Consider the following 16,340-nt stretch of genomic DNA (forward strand, 5'->3'; position numbering starts at 1 on the left):
GGCTAATGCCGTTGCCTGCCTAGTGTGTCAAAGCGATGACGGTTGCTCGCGTCATCCCTGCGCCGCGAGCACAGCGGCCATCGCCGGCATCACCGCCTGCAGCGCCTTGACGGGGCGGATCATCACGCGGAAATTGGTGATCTTGTCGTAAGCGTTCCAATGGATGATGTCGACGCCGTTGACGTGGATACCGTCCAGATCGAGCGTGAATTCGAGCACGGCGGAATGCTCACCAATCCATTCCTCGACATAACGAAAGCTCGGCGTGCCGAGCACTTGCTGCGCGGCGCTCAGATATTTGACCGTCAGCGCCTTGCCGATTTGCGGGCTGTGGACGGCGGGTGACTGAAAGACGCAGTCATCGGCAATCAGATCATTGAGCCCCGCTGCATCGCGCGCGTCCATCAGCCGGTGCCAGTGATCAATTGCGGCTGCCATATCGCCTTACTCCCCCCAAACTCGGCCCAGCCCGTCGACTGATCCGCCGCAGCTAACCCGTTTGCGTGCCCGCGACGTTATCAAGGCTGTGGTCGGGCTTGTCTATGGTGCGCCGTGGCGCGTAATCCGATTCTCCTAATTCTCAACCGGTCCGAACATCCTAAGGCGCTGCGCCAATGTCGTTGAATAATTTGTCGAGCGTGTCGGCGCCCCCGCCAAACGCCCTGTCGGCGTGGACGGACGATGCTGACCGGCAAGATCAGGACTCAACACCGGCACGGCAGCTCAAAATCCTGACGTTCCTGCACAGTTTCGATCCCGGCGGCGTCGAACGCGTTGCGATGCGGCTCAACAACGCGTGGCATGAATTGGGCGCCGATGTCCGGCTGGTTATTGGCCGCAACAGCGATACCGCGCACGCCGGGATCAAGGGACTGGCCCGCGACCTGCCGTACGAAATCATACCGGGTGGCGAGCACATCAATCGCCGCACGCAACTCGCCTGGATGCTGCGCCACTTGCCTGCGATCATTCGGCGCGAGCGACCCGACGTCCTGTTCTGCGCAGGCAATACTTATAGCTCGGTCTCGGTCGGCATGAAGCTGATCCTCGGGCGCGCCTGCCCGCCGATTGTCGCCAAGGTGAGTAACGACCTTGATCGGCGCGACATGGGGCCGGTGCTGCGCTTCTGCTATCATCGCTGGCTGCGGGCGCAGGCGGGTTTCATCGATTGCTATGTCGGCATGGCCCCGGCAATGACCGACGAAATTGCGCGCGCCACCGGCCTTGATCGCGATCGGATCGCCATCGTCAACGATCCCATTTTACGCCGCAGCGAGTTGGCGCGCTTTGCCGGCATTCATGTCGCACGCGATAACGCGAGCGCGGGGCGGCATTTTGTCGCGATCGGGCGGATGAAGCCGCAGAAGAATTTCGCGCTGCTGTTGCGGGCTTTTGGCCGCATGGCAACGCCCGCCGACCGGCTGACCATCCTGGGCGAAGGTCCCGAGCGACCGATCTTGGAAACCCTCGCGACGACGCTGGGGATCGCCAATCGCGTTGCGATGCCGGGCCATGTCAGCGATCTGACGACTTGGCTGGTTGATGCCGATGTCTTCGTCATGTCGTCGGATTATGAAGGCGTCCCCGCCGTTCTGATCGAGGCAATCGCGGCCAATCTTGCCGTCGTCGCGACCGACTGCAGCGTGAGCATGCGCGATCTGGTGAGGGGCGGCGTCTTCGGGCAGCTTGTGCCCGTCGGCGACGAGGTGGCGCTGGCGGCGGCGATGGCGGAAGCGCCACGCAACCAACGTGATCATCAAGCGGCACTGGAACACGCTCGCCACTTCACGCTTGAGCAAGGCGCGGCCGATTATCTCGCGCTGATGCGCAAACTGGTCGCGCAAACGGCGCGGCGCTGACCGCCATATTCGACGGTTGCCCCGGGCGCGCACGTTCCCTAATCGTTCGCGAATGACTCTGCCTGCGCCTTCACCCGACGATCCCCCCTATTTGCGCGGGCTCAACCCGCCGCAACGCGAAGCGGTGCTCACCAGCGACGGCCCGGTGCTCGTGCTCGCGGGGGCAGGCACCGGCAAAACGGCGGCGCTGACGGCGCGGCTCGCGCATCTGCTCTACACGCGCAAAGCCTATCCCAGCGAAATCCTGTCGGTGACGTTCACCAACAAGGCCGCGCGCGAAATGCGCGAGCGCGTCGGGCGGCTGGTCGGTGACGCAGTCGAAGGGATGCCGTGGCTCGGCACATTCCACGCCATCGGCGCGAAGATGCTGCGGCGGCATGCCGAACTGGTCGGATTGCAAGCCAATTTCTCGATTCTCGATACCGATGATCAATTGCGCGTGCTCAAGCAGCTCATCATCGCCGCCGATCTCGACGAGAAGCGCTGGCCCGCGCGCCAGCTCGCCGGGATGATCGACGGGTGGAAGAACCGCGGAATGGTCCCCACCGATCTCGACGCAGGTGACCGCGAAGGCTTTGCCAACGGGCGCGGGCAGGAATTTTACGCGGCCTATCAGGCGCGGCTGGCGGCGCTGAACGCGTGCGATTTCGGCGATCTGCTGCTGCACGTGCTGACGATCCTGAAGCGCGAGCCCGCCGTGCTGGAGCAATATCAGCAGCGCTTTCGCTACATCATGGTCGACGAGTATCAGGACACCAACACCGTCCAATATCTCTGGCTGAGGCTGCTCGCGCAGGCGCGCAAGAACATCTGCTGCGTCGGCGATGACGACCAGTCGATCTATTCGTGGCGCGGTGCGCAGGTCGAAAATATCCTGAAGTTCGAGCGCGATTTTCCCGGCGCCAAGATAATCCGGCTCGAACAAAATTACCGGTCGACGCCGCATATTCTCGCCGCCGCCTCGGGCGTGATCGCCAATAACAGCGGGCGGCTCGGCAAGACATTGTGGACCGCCGAGGAATCGGGCGAAAAAGTCCGTGTCATCGGCGTGTGGGACGGCCCCGAAGAAGCGCGCCGCGTCGGCGAGGAGATTGAGAGCGCGCAGCGGCAAGGGACCAGCCTCGACAAGATCGCGATTCTCGTGCGCGCGCAGCACCAGACACGCGAGTTCGAAGACCGCTTTATCGCGATCGGCATGCCGTATCGGATTGTCGGCGGCGTGCGCTTTTACGAGCGGATGGAGATCAGGGACGCGCTCGCCTATCTGCGCATCGTCCACCAATCGGCCGATGATCTGGCGTTTGAGCGGATCGTCAATGTCCCCAAGCGCGGGCTCGGCGACAAGGCGGTTGCCAAGCTCCACATGCTCGCGCGCGCGACCGGCGTGCCGCTGACGACAGCGGCCGCCCGCATTCTCGACAGCGACGAGCTCACCCCGCAAGCCCGCCGCAGTCTCGGCAATTTCGTGCTCGATCTCGCGCGCTGGCGGCAAATGGCGAACGACCTGCCCCACCCCGATCTCGCGCGGCAGATCCTCGACGAAAGCGGCTACACCGGCACACTTCAGGCCGAGAAATCGGTGGAGGCATCAGGCCGACTCGAAAACCTCACCGAACTCGTCCGCGCGATGGAGGAGTATGAAACGCTCGGCGCGTTCCTCGAGCACGTCAGCCTTGTGATGGATGACGAGGCCAATGCCGGTGAGGCCAAGGTGACGATCATGACGATCCACGCCGCCAAGGGCCTCGAATATGACAATGTCTTCCTCGTCGGCTGGGAGGAAGGCCTGTTCCCGTCACAGCGCGCGCTCGACGAAGGCGGCACCGCCAGCCTCGAAGAGGAACGCCGCCTCGCCTATGTCGCGATTACGCGCGCGCGCCGGAAGGCCGTAATCCTGCATGCCGCCAATCGCCGCATCTACGGCCAGTGGACATCGAGCATCCCGAGCCGTTTCGTCGGCGAATTGCCGCCTGCGCACATCGAGTCCGAAAGCAGCATGGCCGGCGGCGAAAGCCTGTGGCGCGCCAACTGGTCCGAACGCGCCGACCCCTTCGCCGATGTCGCCCGCGGCACGGGACGCGGCCCTGGCTGGCAACGCGCGGCGGGCGGCAGCTTCGTGCGCGAACCCGCGCGCGTGGTCGAAGCGCGCGCCTCCGCCGTTAGCCTGGGAAACAAGGGCCGCGCCGACCTCAGCGTCGGCATGCGCGTGTTCCACCAGAAGTTCGGCTATGGGGCGATTGCCGAAATCGAAGGCAACAAGCTCGAGATCGACTTCGAGGATGCGGGCCGCAAGCGGGTGATCGACAGTTTTGTGACGATCGGCTAATTGCGTTTTGCGCCGAGTTGGACTATGTCTTTGGTCTAAAGGATGACTCATGCACATTTCGGTTTCGGATGCCAAGGCACAGCTCACCGATCTCGTCCGTCGCGCCGAGGCGGGTGATGAAGTCATTCTGACCCGGCGCGGCGCGCCTGCGGCCAAGCTCGTCCCGATCGTTGCCGACGATGTTCGACCCCAGCGACGTCAGGCACTCGACAGCTTTTTTGGTGCGCTCAAAGCCCACCCCGGACTTGAAGACATGACCGGCGCCAACATGGCCGATTTTCTGTATGACGAAAGCGGTCTGCCCGCGTGATCGCGCTCGATGGGTCGGCGATCTTTGCCGTCTTGCTGGGCGAGGCGGCGGGAACGGCCTGCCGAAACGCGATGGACAGCGACGAGGAGCTGGTGCTGTCGGCGGGTTCGCTGACCGAGCTGCTCATCGTTGCGACCGGCAAAGGCGTGCTGGGCGTGACACAGGGATTTCTCGCGGCGCTGCGACCGACGATCGTGCCGCTTACCGAAGCGCGGGCACGAGCGGCCGCCGATGCCTATCGCCGTTGGGGCAAAGGATTTCACCCGGCGGCGCTCAATTTTGGCGACAGCTTTGCCTATGCGATTGCGAAGGAATTCGACTGCCCGTTGCTTTTTGCCGGCGGCGACTTCGCGCAGACCGACATTACTGCGGCGATCTAACGCTGACGCCTTACGCCCGATCGACCGCCAGTAGCGTTTCGCCCTGATAGAGCGCCCCCGCCGGATCAAACCCCTCGATCGCGAAGAATGCGCGGTCGGTGATTTCGATGTCGTTGAGGCCCGTCAGGCGATAGGTGCCGATCTTGGCTTCGCGGGGCGGTTTGCCGTCGCGCTCGACGGCGACCGCGTCGATGTGCAGCTCGCCGTGGCGGGTGTAGAGGATGTGCGGCGCCAGAACGACGCGCTGGCGGTTATAGGTCACGACGATGCACAGTCGGCGCACGATCGCTTCCAATATCGTCGGCACGGGTCCGGTCGGCGTCGCGGTGTCGGGGCTGCTGCTCATGCGCGCACAATAAAGTATTTCGCCGCGACGCAGCAAGCATGATCACCGCGCCGCTTGCGATTTGGCGGACGCTCGCGTAGCCCGCGCGCTCCATGCGCTTCGGCCTCCCCACCGGGCACCAGCTTGCGGTGCTGTTCGCCACGCTTGCGTTGGTGTGCCGCGTGGCCGTGCCGACGGGATTCATGGTCGACGAAGGCTCGGCCGGGCCAACGATCGTGATTTGTTCGGGCAGCGGCCCGATGACGATGCCGCTACCGGGTGTTCCCGCCAAGCCTGACGGCAAAGCCGACAAGGCCGGCCACCCTTGCGTCTTCGCCGCCGCGCATGTCGCCGCACCGGCGCCCGTCCCGAGCGGCGATGCGCTCGTGCTGCGCGCCGCCCCCGCTGCGCCGATGGCCCCCAGCGGCGATCTGCGCCCAGGGCTAGGCCTCGCCGCACCGCCACCGCCCAAGACCGGACCCCCTACCCTTCGCTGACTTGCCGTCGCTGTCCTCGCGCTGAGGACGGCTCTGCTGACCGTCAAGCGAACGGAAATTCCCCATGTCTATTCATCATGCGGGCGCGTCGCGCCTTGCGCTTGCGTTGCTGCTTCTCCCTACCGCCGCCCTTGCCGAAGACGGCGAAGGCCATGACGCCAAGCGCCACGACGATGTGCTGGTTGTCGCGCAGCGCGAAGCCGCCGCGATCGAGCAGGCGCCCAACACGCGCGCGAGCGTCACTGCCGAGCAAATCCAGACCACGATCAACGCGGTCAATGTCGAGGATACGCTCAAATATCTGCCTAGCTTGGTCGTGCGCAAACGCCATATCGGCGACACCCAGTCACCGCTCGCGACGCGCACCTCGGGCGTCGGCGCCAGCGCACGCAGCCTGATCTATGCCGATGGCGCGCTGCTCTCGGCGCTGATCGGCAACAACAACACCAGCGCCAGCCCGCGCTGGCAGCTCGTCAGCCCGCAGGAAATCAGCCGGATCGATGTGCTCTACGGCCCATTCTCGGCGGCCTATCCGGGCAATTCGATCGGCGCGGTGGTCAACATCACCACGCGATTGCCCGACAAGCTCGAAGCAAGCGTCGACGGTGGCGTGAGCGTCCAGAATTTCGACCAATATGCCACGTCACAAGTGCTGCCGAGCTATTCGATCGGCGGCACGATTGGTGACCGGTTCGACCCGCTCGCGATCTTCGCCAGCGCTAGCCATGTGTCGAGCCGCGCGCAGCCGCTGGCCTATGCCACCGCACTCCGTCCCGCGAACACCAGCACCACCGGTACGCCGACCACGGGCGGTTTCGACGATCTCAACCGCGCGGGCCAGCCGATCCGCGTGCTCGGCGCCACTGGGATCGAATCGCAGCAGCAGAGCTTCTTCAAGTTCAAGGCGGCGCTCAACCTGCCGCTCGACATGCACCTCGTTTATGTCGGCGGGCTGTTCGTCAACGATACCCAGGCCACGGCCGAACCCTATGCCTTCACTGCCAGCGGGACGCCGGCCTATGCGGGCAACTTCAACATCGGCGGCTTTGCCTATTCGGTGCCAGCCAGCACCTTTTCAAACAACGTCTATACCGTTGCCCAGCGTCATTGGTCGCAATCGCTGTCGCTGACGGGTGATGGCGAGCGTTTCGACTGGCAGATCATCGCGACGTTGTTCGATTTCGCCAAGGACGTGCAACGCGTGCCGACTGCCGCGCTGCCGGCTGGCTTTACGGGCGGCGCAGGCAACATCATACGGCTCGACGGCACCGGCTGGTCGACAATCGACGCCAAGGCGGCGTGGCGACCCGGCAATCACGTGATCAGCTTCGGCTATCACCGCGACCGCTTCACGCTGGCCAGCAATCGCTACACGACATCCGACTGGCGGATCGGCAGCGAGGGCGCGCTCAACCAGGCCTCCCGCGGCCGCACCCAGACCGATGCGCTGTGGCTGCAGGATGCCTGGGCGATCGTGCCGACACTGACGCTGACGGTCGGCGGGCGCTATGAGTGGTGGCGCGCGAGCGACGGCTTCAACTTTGCAGCAACGCCCGCCTTTGCGGTCAACCAGCCGCAACTTTCGGCCAATCGCTTCTCGCCCAAAGCATCGCTGCACTGGCAGGCGACGCCCGACTGGCGGCTGAGCGCTTCCTTCGGTCAGGCCTATCGCTTCCCGACGGTGAGCGAGCTCTATCAGGCAGTGACCACGGGGCCGACGATCACGTCACCCAACCCCAATTTGCGCCCCGAAAATGCGCTCTCCGAAGAAATCAGCGTGCAGTATGGCCCCGACGGGCGCTACGTCCGGCTGTCGCTGTTCAATGAAGAGATCAAGGACGCGCTGCTGTCGCAAAGCGCGCCGCTGGTGCCGGGGTCGACGACCTTGTTCAATTATGTCCAGAATGTCGATCGGGTGCTGACGCGCGGGCTCGAACTGGCGTTTCAGCAATCCGATCTGCTGCCGCGCTTCGACGTCTCGGGCAGCCTGACGCTGATCGATCCGCGCATCCGCGCCAACACTGCCTTCCCGGCGGCAATCGGCAAGCGCCCGCCGCAATTGCCGACGCGCAAGGCGACGCTGGTCGCGACCTGGCGTCCCGACGATGCCACAGCGCTGACGGCGGCGCTGCGCCACGCCAGCCGATCCTTCGGGACGATCGACAACAGTGATCCTGTGGCCAATACCTTCCAGTGCTTCGACGGTTACACCGTGGTCGATCTGCGCGCGAGCTTCCGCGTGGCGAAGCAGTGGCGGCTCGCCTTTGGTGTCGACAATGTCACAGGCGCCAAATATTTCATCTTTCACCCCTTCCCCCAACGCAGCTTCGTCGCGGAGTTGCACTGGCAACTTTGACAAGTCGGGCTACTGCTCCGATATCCACGCCATGGGATCCGGGGCAGGATGGATAGCCGCGATTGCGAGCGCGCTGGCGGTCGTCGGGATCGGCTGGGTGCTCGCGGCGGCTATCGTCGCGGCCCGCTTCGGGCGTCGGCTGCGCGCGCCAACCGCACCAGCTGCGCCCGAACCGGCAACGATCCTGAAGCCACTCTACGGCGCCGAGCCGCGGCTAGGCGATAACCTTCGCAGTTTCTGCGACCAGCACTGGTCAGCGCCGTTGCAGATTGTCGCGGGAGTACAATCGGGCGAAGACGGCGCGCTGGCCGCGCTGCGCCCGTTCGGCGCGGCGATCGATATCGTCATCGAGCCTCACCGCCACGGCGCCAATGCCAAGATCAGCAATTTGATCAACATGACGCCCGCGATCCGCCACGACCTGATCGTGCTGAGCGACAGCGACATCGCTGCGCCCGCCGATTATCTCGCGCGCGTCGCCGCGACGCTTGCCGAGCCGGGCGTTGGCGCGGCAACCTGCGCATATGCCGGACGAGGAGATTGCGGTGTCTGGTCGGTGCTCGGCGCGGCCGGCATCAGCTATCATTTCCTCCCCAGCGTGCTGCTGAGCGTTGCGCTGCGCACGGGCGACGTGTGCATGGGATCGACGATCGCAATGCGGCGCGACACGCTCGACCGGATCGGTGGGTTCGCGCGCTTTGCTGATATTCTCGCCGATGATCATGCGATCGGCGCGGCGGTGCGAGAACTGGGGCTGAGCGTGGCGATCGCGCCGGTGATCGTCACGCATGCCTCGGCCGAGCGCAGCTTTGCCGAGCTGGCGCGGCACGAACTGCGCTGGGCAGCGACGGTGCGCGATCTCAACTTCGGCGGCTATATCGGGCTGGTCCTCACCCACCCCCTGCCGTTCGCGCTGATCGCGGCGAGTGTTGCGCCCGGTTGGGGCACGCTTGCGCTGGTCGCAGCGGCGATGGCGGCGCGCATCGGGGCTGCCGCGGTGATCGACCGCATGGTGGGCCGGACCACGGCGCCCCGCTGGCTGCTCCCGGCACGCGACTTGCTGAGCTTTGGCATCTTCGTCGCGAGCTTCTTCGTGCGCCAGGTCCGTTGGCGCGACACCGAGCTGGCGATGCGCAAAGCCGGCCGGATCGAGATCAAGCGCGCGTGAAGACGTTGATCGTGACCGCCGATGATTTCGGCGCTGCGGCCGAAGTGAATGAGGCGGTCGAACGCGCCCATCGCGACGGCGTGCTGACCTGCGCGAGCCTGATGGTCACCGGCGCCGCCGCTGCGGACGCGGTGGCGCGCGCGCGCCGATTGCCCACGCTCGGCGTTGGGCTACATCTCGTTCTGGTCGAAGGTACGCCCGCCCTGCCGCCCGAGCAATTGCCCGATCTGGTCGGCGCCGACGGTCGTTTCCGCACCGATATGGCGCGCTTTGGCGCAACGCTGTTCTTCAAACCCGCTGCCCGCGCCCAACTCCGGGCCGAGATCGAGGCGCAATTCGCTGCCTTTGCCGTAACCGGACTCCCGCTCGACCATGTAAACGCGCACAAGCATTTCCACTTGCACCCGACGATTGCCGGACTCGTGATCGAGGTTGGCCGCCGCCACGGCATGAAGGCGGTGCGCGCACCGGTGGAGCCGTTCGCCATTGTGTCGCAGGTCGAACATTCCCAGCCGAATTTCACGAACCGCGTCGCCGACCTCTGGGCCAAGCGCCTGCGCACCCGATTGCGTGGCGAGGGGCTGCGGTTGCCCGATCAGGTCTTCGGCCTCGCCTGGAGCGGCGCGGTGACGGCGGATCGCCTGGCTGCGCTGATCCCGCTGCTGCCGCCGGGGGTGACCGAAATTTACAGCCATCCGGCGACCCGCGACGACTACCCCGGCCACTATCCCGGCTACCGTTATGCCGATGAATTCGCCGCCCTCGTCGATCCGCGCGTGATTGGCGTGGTCGACGAGTCGGGCGCCCGCCGCGCCCGCTTCGCCGACCTCGACTGACCCCCGCTCGCCTAGTTCAGGCCAAAAGCGCTCGGCCGCGCCTCCTTGAGCATCGCCTGGCGGACCAGCGGGACCGGCGGGCCACCATAGCTCAGAAAAGCGTCGTGGAACGCCTTCGGATCATCCTTGCCGCCATGCGCCCCGGCATAGTCGCGACGCAGCGCGCGGATCATCAGCTTGCCGAGTGTATAGTTGAGATAGGCCGGGTCATAGGTGCCGCGTGCCGCCTGCTGCTTCGCCGTGCCTTCGTCCTGATAGCATTGGTTGCGGAACATCGCCTCCATTGACGCCTGGCTTTCGCCGCCCGCGTGCAGCTTGATCGCCGCGAGGAAACGGCAATTACGCAGCAATGCATTGGCAAGCTGCCCGATGTGCGTTTCGGGATCATCCTTGTTCAGGCCCGCATCCCACATCATCTGCTCGGCATAATGCGCCCAGCCTTCGGCAAAGGCATAGCCCACGAACAGCCGCCCGAAGATCGAAGGCGAGCGATTGGCGTGGAGGAACTGGACAAAATGGCCCGGCATCACTTCGTGGACTGAGGTGAACAGCAAGTCCTGCTTGCCGGGGACAAACCCGTCCTGCACCGCCTTGGTCCAGCTCGGATCGGGCGGCGAGATATAATAGACCGACGGAATGCCCTTATCGAACGGCCCCGGTGGATCGATATACGCCGAATTCTGCCGGTTATAGGGCGGGCTTTCCTCAACCAGCGCTTGCTCGGTGCCGGGGATCGAGACCAATCCAGCCTTTTCGACGAACGCCCGCAGCATCGGAATTTGGCGGCGCGCTTCGGCGACGGGACCGCCGACAGGCTTGTTGGCGTTCATCTTGGCGATGCAGGCCGTGATTGATTGCCCCGGCAAGAAGAGCGTGCAGGCATCGGCTAGCGCATCCTGATTGGCCTTCAGATCGGCCTCCCCGATGCGTTCGAGCGCGGCGAGCGGCACATCGACCATCTCGGTCGCCCATAGCATCCGCTGAAACCGCTCGGCGCCGAGCGCGAAGTCAGTGGTCGCCTTGGGCCGCTCGCTCTCAAGCCAGTCGGCTATGCCCTTCATCGCCGCGGCTGCCTTGGCGGAGCTTGCTGCAAAGCGCTGCTGGAGATCAGCGTCCTGCACATCAGCGAAGGCCTTGCGGGCATCGCCGGCGTAGAAATCGGCAAAGCCCTTGAACGCGTTGACTCCGTAATTGACGAAGCTGGTCGGCATCGGCGCCTTCAGGTTGGCGCGGATATTGGCCGTGGCGGTCGGAATATTGTCGAAGAACGCGATCATCGCCTTCATCCGCACGGCTTTGTCGGCATAGGGCCGCGCGATATAGACATTGGGGTCGAGCCCGCCGCCGACATAAAAGGCCGGATTGGTGTGCGGCTGATCCGCATCGTCGAGCCAGAACAACTTCCCCTCGGCAACCTTGATCAGATATTGGCGCTCGAAGCGATCGGCTTCCGAAAGTTTCGCTGCATCAAAGCGCTTTGCCTCGCCAATCGCGCCGCGCAGGAAATCGCTTTGCGCCTTCAGCCCCGCCGCGCTCCAATCGGGCAGCTTGCCGTCGAAGTCATGCTTGCCCTGATAGACCGCATTGGCCGGATCGAGCGTGAACCAGTCGGCGATGAACTTGTCGCGAAACCCCGCCCAGTCGGTCGGCCGCGCCGAGTCGGTCGGCATTGTCAGATTGGCAGCGCCGCCCGCCGCTCCCGATGGCCCGCACCCGGCCAACAGCGCCAGCGCCACCGCGCCGATCCATCCCTTGTGCATTACGCTCTCTCCCTGCCGATTCGGTGGCGCGCGAAACTGGCAGGTTGGCTGGACGGAAACCAGCCCCCTCACCCACCGCGAAGTCGGGGCCACGTAGCTTGCGAGCAAAGCTTGGTTGCCCCGCGCCGCTCCCCGGGCCTAAGGCTGGCATAATGACTGCTGCGCCGCACCCGTTCCGCATCCCCGCCTTCCGCGCCTATTGGGCGGCGCGCTTTTCGATGACGATCGCGCAGAATGCGATGATCATCGTCATCGGCTGGCAAACCTATACCATTGCGCGGCTGACGATGAGCCCGCGCGAAGCCGCCGCACAGCTGGGGCTGATCGGACTTTTGCAGTTCCTGCCGCTGTTCCTGCTGACGCCGATCACCGGCTGGGTCGCCGACCGGTTCGATCGTCGCTGGATTGCCCGCGGCACGGTGTCGCTCCAGATCATCTGCGCGGCGCTGCTGACGCTCTTCACCTTCTGGGACGCGATGGCATTGCCGCTGCTGTTTTCGGTCGCGGTCGTGCTGGGCGTCGGGCGAGCCTTTGGCGGCCCCGCTTTCGGCGCGCTGGCACCGAATATCGTGCCGAGGGAAGTGCTGCCGACGGCCATCGCGCTCAGTTCGATCTCCTGGCAGGTGGGGACGATCATCGGGCCAGCGCTGGGCGGCGTGGTTTATGCCGTCGCGCCCTATGCAGCCTATGCACTGGCGACGGCGCTGTTCGTGGTCGGACTGGGCTGCATGATGTTGATCGGCCCGGTGCCCCGCCCCGTCATTTCCGGAAAAGCGCACCCCTTGCGGCAGATTGTCGACGGCCTCGCCTATGTCGGACAGAATAAGCTCGTGCTCGGGGCGATCACGCTCGATCTGTTTGCAGTCTTTCTTGCGGGGACGAGCGCGCTGCTGCCGGTTTATGCGCATGACATTCTGAAAGTGGGGCCGCAGGGGCTGGCGTTGCTCGCCAGCGCCCCCGCCGTCGGCGCGAGCGCAGTCGCGATCGTTTTTTCCTTCCGTCCGATCAAGACCGACGTCGGGGTCAAGATGCTGGGTGCCGTGCTGGTGTACGGCATTGCCACGATCATTTTCGGCGTATCGACCTTGATGTGGCTGAGCATTGTCGCGCTGGCGGTCGCGGGGGCCGCGGACATGTTCTCGGTCTATATCCGCTCATCGCTGATCCAGCTCTACACCCCGGACGACAAGCGGGGTCGCGTCGGCGCCGTCTCGCAGCTCACCATCTCCGCCTCCAACGAACTCGGCGAGGCCGAATCGGGCTTTCTTGCCGCCGCAATGGGGCCGATTGGCGCGGTGATCGTTGGCGGCAGTGGCGCGATTGTCGTGACCTTGCTGTGGGCCTATCTTTTCCCCAGCATCCGCAACGCCCGCAGTTTCGAACCCCCGGCCTCGCCCGAGGCCAAAGCGATGGAGCCCGCCTGACATGAAAGCGCAAACGATCCTTGAGACGATCGGCAACACGCCGCACATCCGCATGGCCAAGCTGTTCCCCGGCACCGAAGTGTGGATCAAGTCCGAACGCTCCAATCCCGGCGGCTCGATCAAGGACCGGATCGCGCTGGCGATGATCGAGGCGGCCGAAACATCGGGCGCGCTCAAACCCGGCGGGACAATCATCGAGCCGACCAGCGGCAACACCGGCGTCGGCCTGGCGATGGTCGCCGCCGTCAAGGGCTATAAGCTCGTGCTCGTCATGCCCGAAAGCATGTCGATCGAACGGCGCCGCCTGATGCTCGCCTATGGCGCGACCTTCGACCTGACGCCGCGCGAAAAAGGGATGAAGGGCGCGATCGAACGCGCGGTTGCGCTGGTCGAGGCAACCCCCGGCGCCTGGATGCCGCAGCAGTTCGAAAATCCTGCGAACATCGACGTGCATGTGCGTACCACTGCACAGGAAATTCTGAAGGATTTTGCCGACACGCCGATCGATGTCATCATCACCGGCGTCGGCACTGGTGGGCATATCACCGGCGTCGCCGAAACGCTGAAAGCCCATTGGCCGCATCTCAAAGTCTATGCGGTCGAGCCCGAAGCGTCGCCGGTCATTTCGGGCGGTACGCCGGGGCCGCACCCGATCCAGGGTATTGGCGCGGGCTTCATACCCACCAACCTGCATACCGCCGCGATCGATGGCGCGATCCAGGTGTCGGGCGATGCCGCCAAGGATATGGCCCGCCGCGCCGCTGCTGAAGAAGGCATGCTGGTCGGGATCAGCTCGGGCGCAACGCTCGCGGCAATCGCCAAGAAGCTGCCTGATCTTGCAAGCGATGCCCGCGTGCTGGGCTTCAGCTATGATACGGGCGAGCGCTATCTGTCGGTCCCCGATTTCCTCCCCGAGGCGTAAGGCACAGCAAAGGCGGGTTCGCGCGCGCGCCAAATTGGGGTAAGGGCGCGCGCGATGCTGATGTCGCCCTCAACCTCGCCCCGGTTTCCGCCCGCGCCGCACGAGTCCCGGCGCGTGATGACAGGCCTGCTTGCCTTGACCGCAGCGCTCGCGATTGCTGTTCCTGCGTTGATCGTAGGAACCATGGACAGGCGCCCCGCGATTGTCCGCAAGCTCAAGCTCGCCCCGACCAAAGTCGTGCCCGCGTCGCAGATGCCGCAGGTCGAACCCCTTGCCTATGCGCCGGTGACGCGCGAGGACGCAGTCGCATTTAACGCGACAGTTCCCTTTTCAACCGCCCCCAATCCGGCGGCGCGCCCCTTCACATTCGGTGCGCCGTCGCCCGCCCTTGACCGTGCCGTCGATTGCCTTGCTGCCGCGCAGCTCTACGAAGCCGGTGACGATGTCGAGGGAGAGCGCGCCATCGCCCAGGTCATCATCAACCGCGTGCGCCACCCCGCCTTCCCCAAAACGATCTGCGGGGTAGTGTTCGAGGGGTCAGAACGCACCACAGGTTGCCAATTCACCTTTGCCTGCGACGGCGCATTGGCGCGGCATCGCTACAGCGACGATGCCTGGACGCGCGCGCGCTTCGTCGCGCGTGCGGCGCTGTCGGGTTCGGTCTTCAGGCCGGTCGGCCACGCGACGCATTATCATACCGATTGGGTGGTACCCTATTGGAGCGCGAGCCTTGACAAGGTGACGGCGATCAAGACCCACTTGTTTTTCCGCTGGACTGGCTGGTGGGGCACGCCGCCCGCATTCTATCGCAAAGTCAGCGCGGACGAGCCCGCCATCATATCGCTCGCACGGTTTTCCGACGCGCATCGCACCGCTCTTGCGCTCGACCCGCAGTCGGCCGAGGCGCTGGGGCAAACGCTGTCGGCAGCCCGCACGCCGGCACAGCCGCTGGCGGACGATCCGAACACTTTTCTGGTTGTGCTTGCGCCCAACGACACCGCCGACGACCTGCCGGCGATCGCTGCCGTTGCGTGCGGCGACCGCGCCTATTGCAAATTTTTGGCCTGGCGCGAGGCGGCGCTGACGCCAAAGTCAGTGCCGCTTGGCGTCCGGGACATCGCGTCGATGGCATTCAGCTATCGTCGCGACCGGCAGCTTGGGGTCGAACGGTCGTTGTGGAACTGCACGATTTTTAGCCGGATCACCAAGACTGAGTGCATGAAATCACAGATGCTCGCCGATACTGGGACGGCGGACGGAATTCCGCGGCCTCAGCTGCTGGTCGAAAAGCCGCAATTGTTGATCGAACGGCCGCAGCTAATCACGCCGCGCGCCGACTCCAGCCGGACGCGCGGTGCGACTGGACCGGCGGCGCCGCGCATGAGCGGCACGCTCCAACCACCGCCGCCCGCAGCCGCCGACCAACCCGCGCGGCGTTAAGCCGCTTCAAACATCTCCGGCGCCAACGCCATGATCGCCTCAGCCCCGCCTTCGATCTTGCGACGGAGCGCCCCTGCATCCGGCAGCACCCGCTCGGCGTAATAGCGCGCGGTCACCAGCTTGGTTTCGAGGAACTTGGCATCGCCCTCGCCCGCGTCGAGCAACGCGGTCGCCGCCGCCGCCATCCGCAGCCACATCAGCCCGACCGCGACAATGCCCATCAGGTGCATATAGCTGTGCGCGCCCGCGCCGACATTGTTGGGGTTCTGCATCCCGTTCTGCAGGAACCAGACCGTCGAGGCCTGCAAATCGCCGAGCGCGCGTTCGAGCCGCGTCGCGAAATCGGCGAGCTTGGGGTTGAGCTTAGCCGCCGCGATTTCCTCAGCCACGATCTTGAACAGCAATTGCACCGCGCGGCCGCCATTGGTGCCGAGCTTGCGACCGACAAGGTCCATCGCCTGCACGCCGTTGGTGCCTTCGTAGATCATCGCGATCCGCGCATCGCGAACATACTGCTCCATCCCCCATTCGGCGATGTAGCCATGGCCGCCGTAAACCTGCTGGGCATTGGTCGCGATTTCATAGCCCTTGTCGGTGCCATAGCCCTTGATGACGGGGGTCAGCAGCCCGATCAGATCATCGGCGGTCTGCCGCTCTTCGTCGGTCGGCGCCATATGCGCGAGATCGACCTGCAAAGCGCCCCACAGGCACAGCGCGCGCAGACCCTCGGTCATCGC

The 16,340-nt window shown here is 64.9% G+C and carries 15 protein-coding genes; 11 read left to right on the top strand and 4 right to left on the bottom strand.

Going from position 1 to position 16,340, the window contains the following annotated elements; genetic code table 11:
- Positions 1 to 51: 51 nt before the first annotated feature.
- Complete coding sequence (locus K2W81_RS03765; RefSeq protein ID WP_294101497.1) at positions 52 to 438, bottom strand: nuclear transport factor 2 family protein; 387 nt, start codon at positions 436 to 438, stop codon at positions 52 to 54.
- A gap of 176 nt (positions 439 to 614) precedes the next feature.
- Here K2W81_RS03765 and K2W81_RS03770 point away from each other — a divergent pair, with 176 nt between their 5' ends.
- From K2W81_RS03770 to K2W81_RS03785, 4 genes are read left to right on the top strand one after another with little or no spacing between them, the layout of a single operon-like run.
- Positions 615 to 1,859, top strand: a complete 1,245-nt coding sequence (locus tag K2W81_RS03770) for a glycosyltransferase (RefSeq protein ID WP_294101500.1) — start codon at positions 615 to 617, stop codon at positions 1,857 to 1,859.
- A gap of 52 nt (positions 1,860 to 1,911) precedes the next feature.
- On the top strand, positions 1,912 to 4,185 hold the full coding sequence (locus K2W81_RS03775) for an ATP-dependent helicase (RefSeq protein WP_294101503.1): 2,274 nt from the start codon (positions 1,912 to 1,914) through the stop codon (positions 4,183 to 4,185).
- Between the two features lie 49 nt (positions 4,186 to 4,234).
- Positions 4,235 to 4,495, top strand: a complete 261-nt coding sequence (locus tag K2W81_RS03780) for a type II toxin-antitoxin system Phd/YefM family antitoxin (RefSeq protein ID WP_294101505.1) — start codon at positions 4,235 to 4,237, stop codon at positions 4,493 to 4,495.
- A complete protein-coding gene (locus K2W81_RS03785) occupies positions 4,492 to 4,875 on the top strand; it encodes a type II toxin-antitoxin system VapC family toxin (RefSeq protein ID WP_294101507.1) in 384 nt (127 codons plus the stop codon). The genes K2W81_RS03780 and K2W81_RS03785 overlap by 4 nt, the downstream gene beginning before the upstream one ends.
- Positions 4,876 to 4,885: 10 nt before the next feature.
- Here the strand turns inward: K2W81_RS03785 and K2W81_RS03790 are convergent, their stop codons facing one another.
- Positions 4,886 to 5,221 carry a hypothetical protein gene (locus K2W81_RS03790; protein WP_294101510.1) on the bottom strand — a complete coding sequence of 112 codons (336 nt, stop codon included), beginning with the start codon at positions 5,219 to 5,221 and terminating at the stop codon, positions 4,886 to 4,888.
- 92 nt (positions 5,222 to 5,313) lie between these two features.
- Between K2W81_RS03790 and K2W81_RS03795 the strand changes: the two genes are divergently transcribed.
- From K2W81_RS03795 to hpnK, 4 genes are all read left to right on the top strand, one after another.
- Positions 5,314 to 5,697, top strand: a complete 384-nt coding sequence (locus tag K2W81_RS03795) for a hypothetical protein (protein ID WP_294101512.1) — start codon at positions 5,314 to 5,316, stop codon at positions 5,695 to 5,697.
- 106 nt (positions 5,698 to 5,803) lie between these two features.
- Entirely contained in the window at positions 5,804 to 8,053 is a 2,250-nt protein-coding gene (locus tag K2W81_RS03800; RefSeq protein WP_294101515.1) for a TonB-dependent receptor, read from the top strand.
- Positions 8,054 to 8,084: 31 nt separating this feature from the next.
- Positions 8,085 to 9,221, top strand: a complete 1,137-nt coding sequence (gene hpnI / locus K2W81_RS03805; RefSeq protein ID WP_294101518.1) for a bacteriohopanetetrol glucosamine biosynthesis glycosyltransferase HpnI — start codon at positions 8,085 to 8,087, stop codon at positions 9,219 to 9,221.
- The gene (hpnK, locus tag K2W81_RS03810) at positions 9,218 to 10,057 is read left to right on the top strand and encodes a hopanoid biosynthesis-associated protein HpnK (RefSeq protein ID WP_294101521.1); all 840 of its coding nucleotides are present in this window, start codon (positions 9,218 to 9,220) and stop codon (positions 10,055 to 10,057) included. The genes hpnI and hpnK overlap by 4 nt, the downstream gene beginning before the upstream one ends.
- A gap of 11 nt (positions 10,058 to 10,068) precedes the next feature.
- Here hpnK and K2W81_RS03815 read toward each other — a convergent pair whose 3' ends face one another.
- Positions 10,069 to 11,727: a DUF885 domain-containing protein gene (locus K2W81_RS03815; RefSeq protein ID WP_294101538.1), complete on the bottom strand. Its 1,659-nt coding sequence runs from the start codon at positions 11,725 to 11,727 to the stop codon at positions 10,069 to 10,071.
- Between the two features lie 242 nt (positions 11,728 to 11,969).
- Here K2W81_RS03815 and K2W81_RS03820 point away from each other — a divergent pair, with 242 nt between their 5' ends.
- The 3 genes from K2W81_RS03820 to K2W81_RS03830 all read left to right on the top strand — a co-directional run bounded on the left by K2W81_RS03820 (position 11,970) and on the right by K2W81_RS03830 (position 15,603).
- On the top strand, positions 11,970 to 13,241 hold the full coding sequence (locus K2W81_RS03820) for an MFS transporter (protein WP_294101524.1): 1,272 nt from the start codon (positions 11,970 to 11,972) through the stop codon (positions 13,239 to 13,241).
- Between the two features lies 1 nt (position 13,242).
- Complete coding sequence (gene cysK, locus K2W81_RS03825; protein WP_294101527.1) at positions 13,243 to 14,163, top strand: cysteine synthase A; 921 nt, start codon at positions 13,243 to 13,245, stop codon at positions 14,161 to 14,163.
- Positions 14,164 to 14,346: 183 nt separating this feature from the next.
- Complete coding sequence (locus tag K2W81_RS03830) at positions 14,347 to 15,603, top strand: cell wall hydrolase (protein ID WP_294101529.1); 1,257 nt, start codon at positions 14,347 to 14,349, stop codon at positions 15,601 to 15,603.
- On the opposite strand, the gene K2W81_RS03835 is transcribed toward K2W81_RS03830, so the two are convergent.
- A partial coding sequence (locus K2W81_RS03835; RefSeq protein ID WP_294101530.1) for an acyl-CoA dehydrogenase C-terminal domain-containing protein occupies positions 15,600 to 16,340 on the bottom strand: 741 nt, incomplete at its 5' end. The two genes, K2W81_RS03830 and K2W81_RS03835, sit on opposite strands and share 4 nt — an antisense overlap.

It is taken from the genome of Sphingomonas sp. (assembly GCF_019749955.1).
In the GTDB taxonomy this organism is placed as follows: Bacteria; Pseudomonadota; Alphaproteobacteria; order Sphingomonadales; family Sphingomonadaceae; genus Sphingomonas.

What these genes read in the sequence shown, in the direction of transcription:
- K2W81_RS03765 (WP_294101497.1), bottom strand. Translation starts at nt 438, where the DNA reads ATGGCAGCCGCAATTGATCACTGGCACCGGCTGATGGACGCGCGCGAT.
- K2W81_RS03770 (WP_294101500.1), top strand. Translation starts at nt 615, where the DNA reads ATGTCGTTGAATAATTTGTCGAGCGTGTCGGCGCCCCCGCCAAACGCC.
- K2W81_RS03775 (WP_294101503.1), top strand. Translation starts at nt 1,912, where the DNA reads ATGACTCTGCCTGCGCCTTCACCCGACGATCCCCCCTATTTGCGCGGG.
- K2W81_RS03780 (WP_294101505.1), top strand. Translation starts at nt 4,235, where the DNA reads ATGCACATTTCGGTTTCGGATGCCAAGGCACAGCTCACCGATCTCGTC.
- K2W81_RS03790 (WP_294101510.1), bottom strand. Translation starts at nt 5,221, where the DNA reads ATGAGCAGCAGCCCCGACACCGCGACGCCGACCGGACCCGTGCCGACG.
- K2W81_RS03795 (WP_294101512.1), top strand. Translation starts at nt 5,314, where the DNA reads ATGCGCTTCGGCCTCCCCACCGGGCACCAGCTTGCGGTGCTGTTCGCC.
- hpnI (WP_294101518.1), top strand. Translation starts at nt 8,085, where the DNA reads ATGGGATCCGGGGCAGGATGGATAGCCGCGATTGCGAGCGCGCTGGCG.
- K2W81_RS03815 (WP_294101538.1), bottom strand. Translation starts at nt 11,727, where the DNA reads ATGCCGACCGACTCGGCGCGGCCGACCGACTGGGCGGGGTTTCGCGAC.
- K2W81_RS03820 (WP_294101524.1), top strand. Translation starts at nt 11,970, where the DNA reads ATGACTGCTGCGCCGCACCCGTTCCGCATCCCCGCCTTCCGCGCCTAT.
- cysK (WP_294101527.1), top strand. Translation starts at nt 13,243, where the DNA reads ATGAAAGCGCAAACGATCCTTGAGACGATCGGCAACACGCCGCACATC.
- K2W81_RS03830 (WP_294101529.1), top strand. Translation starts at nt 14,347, where the DNA reads ATGGACAGGCGCCCCGCGATTGTCCGCAAGCTCAAGCTCGCCCCGACC.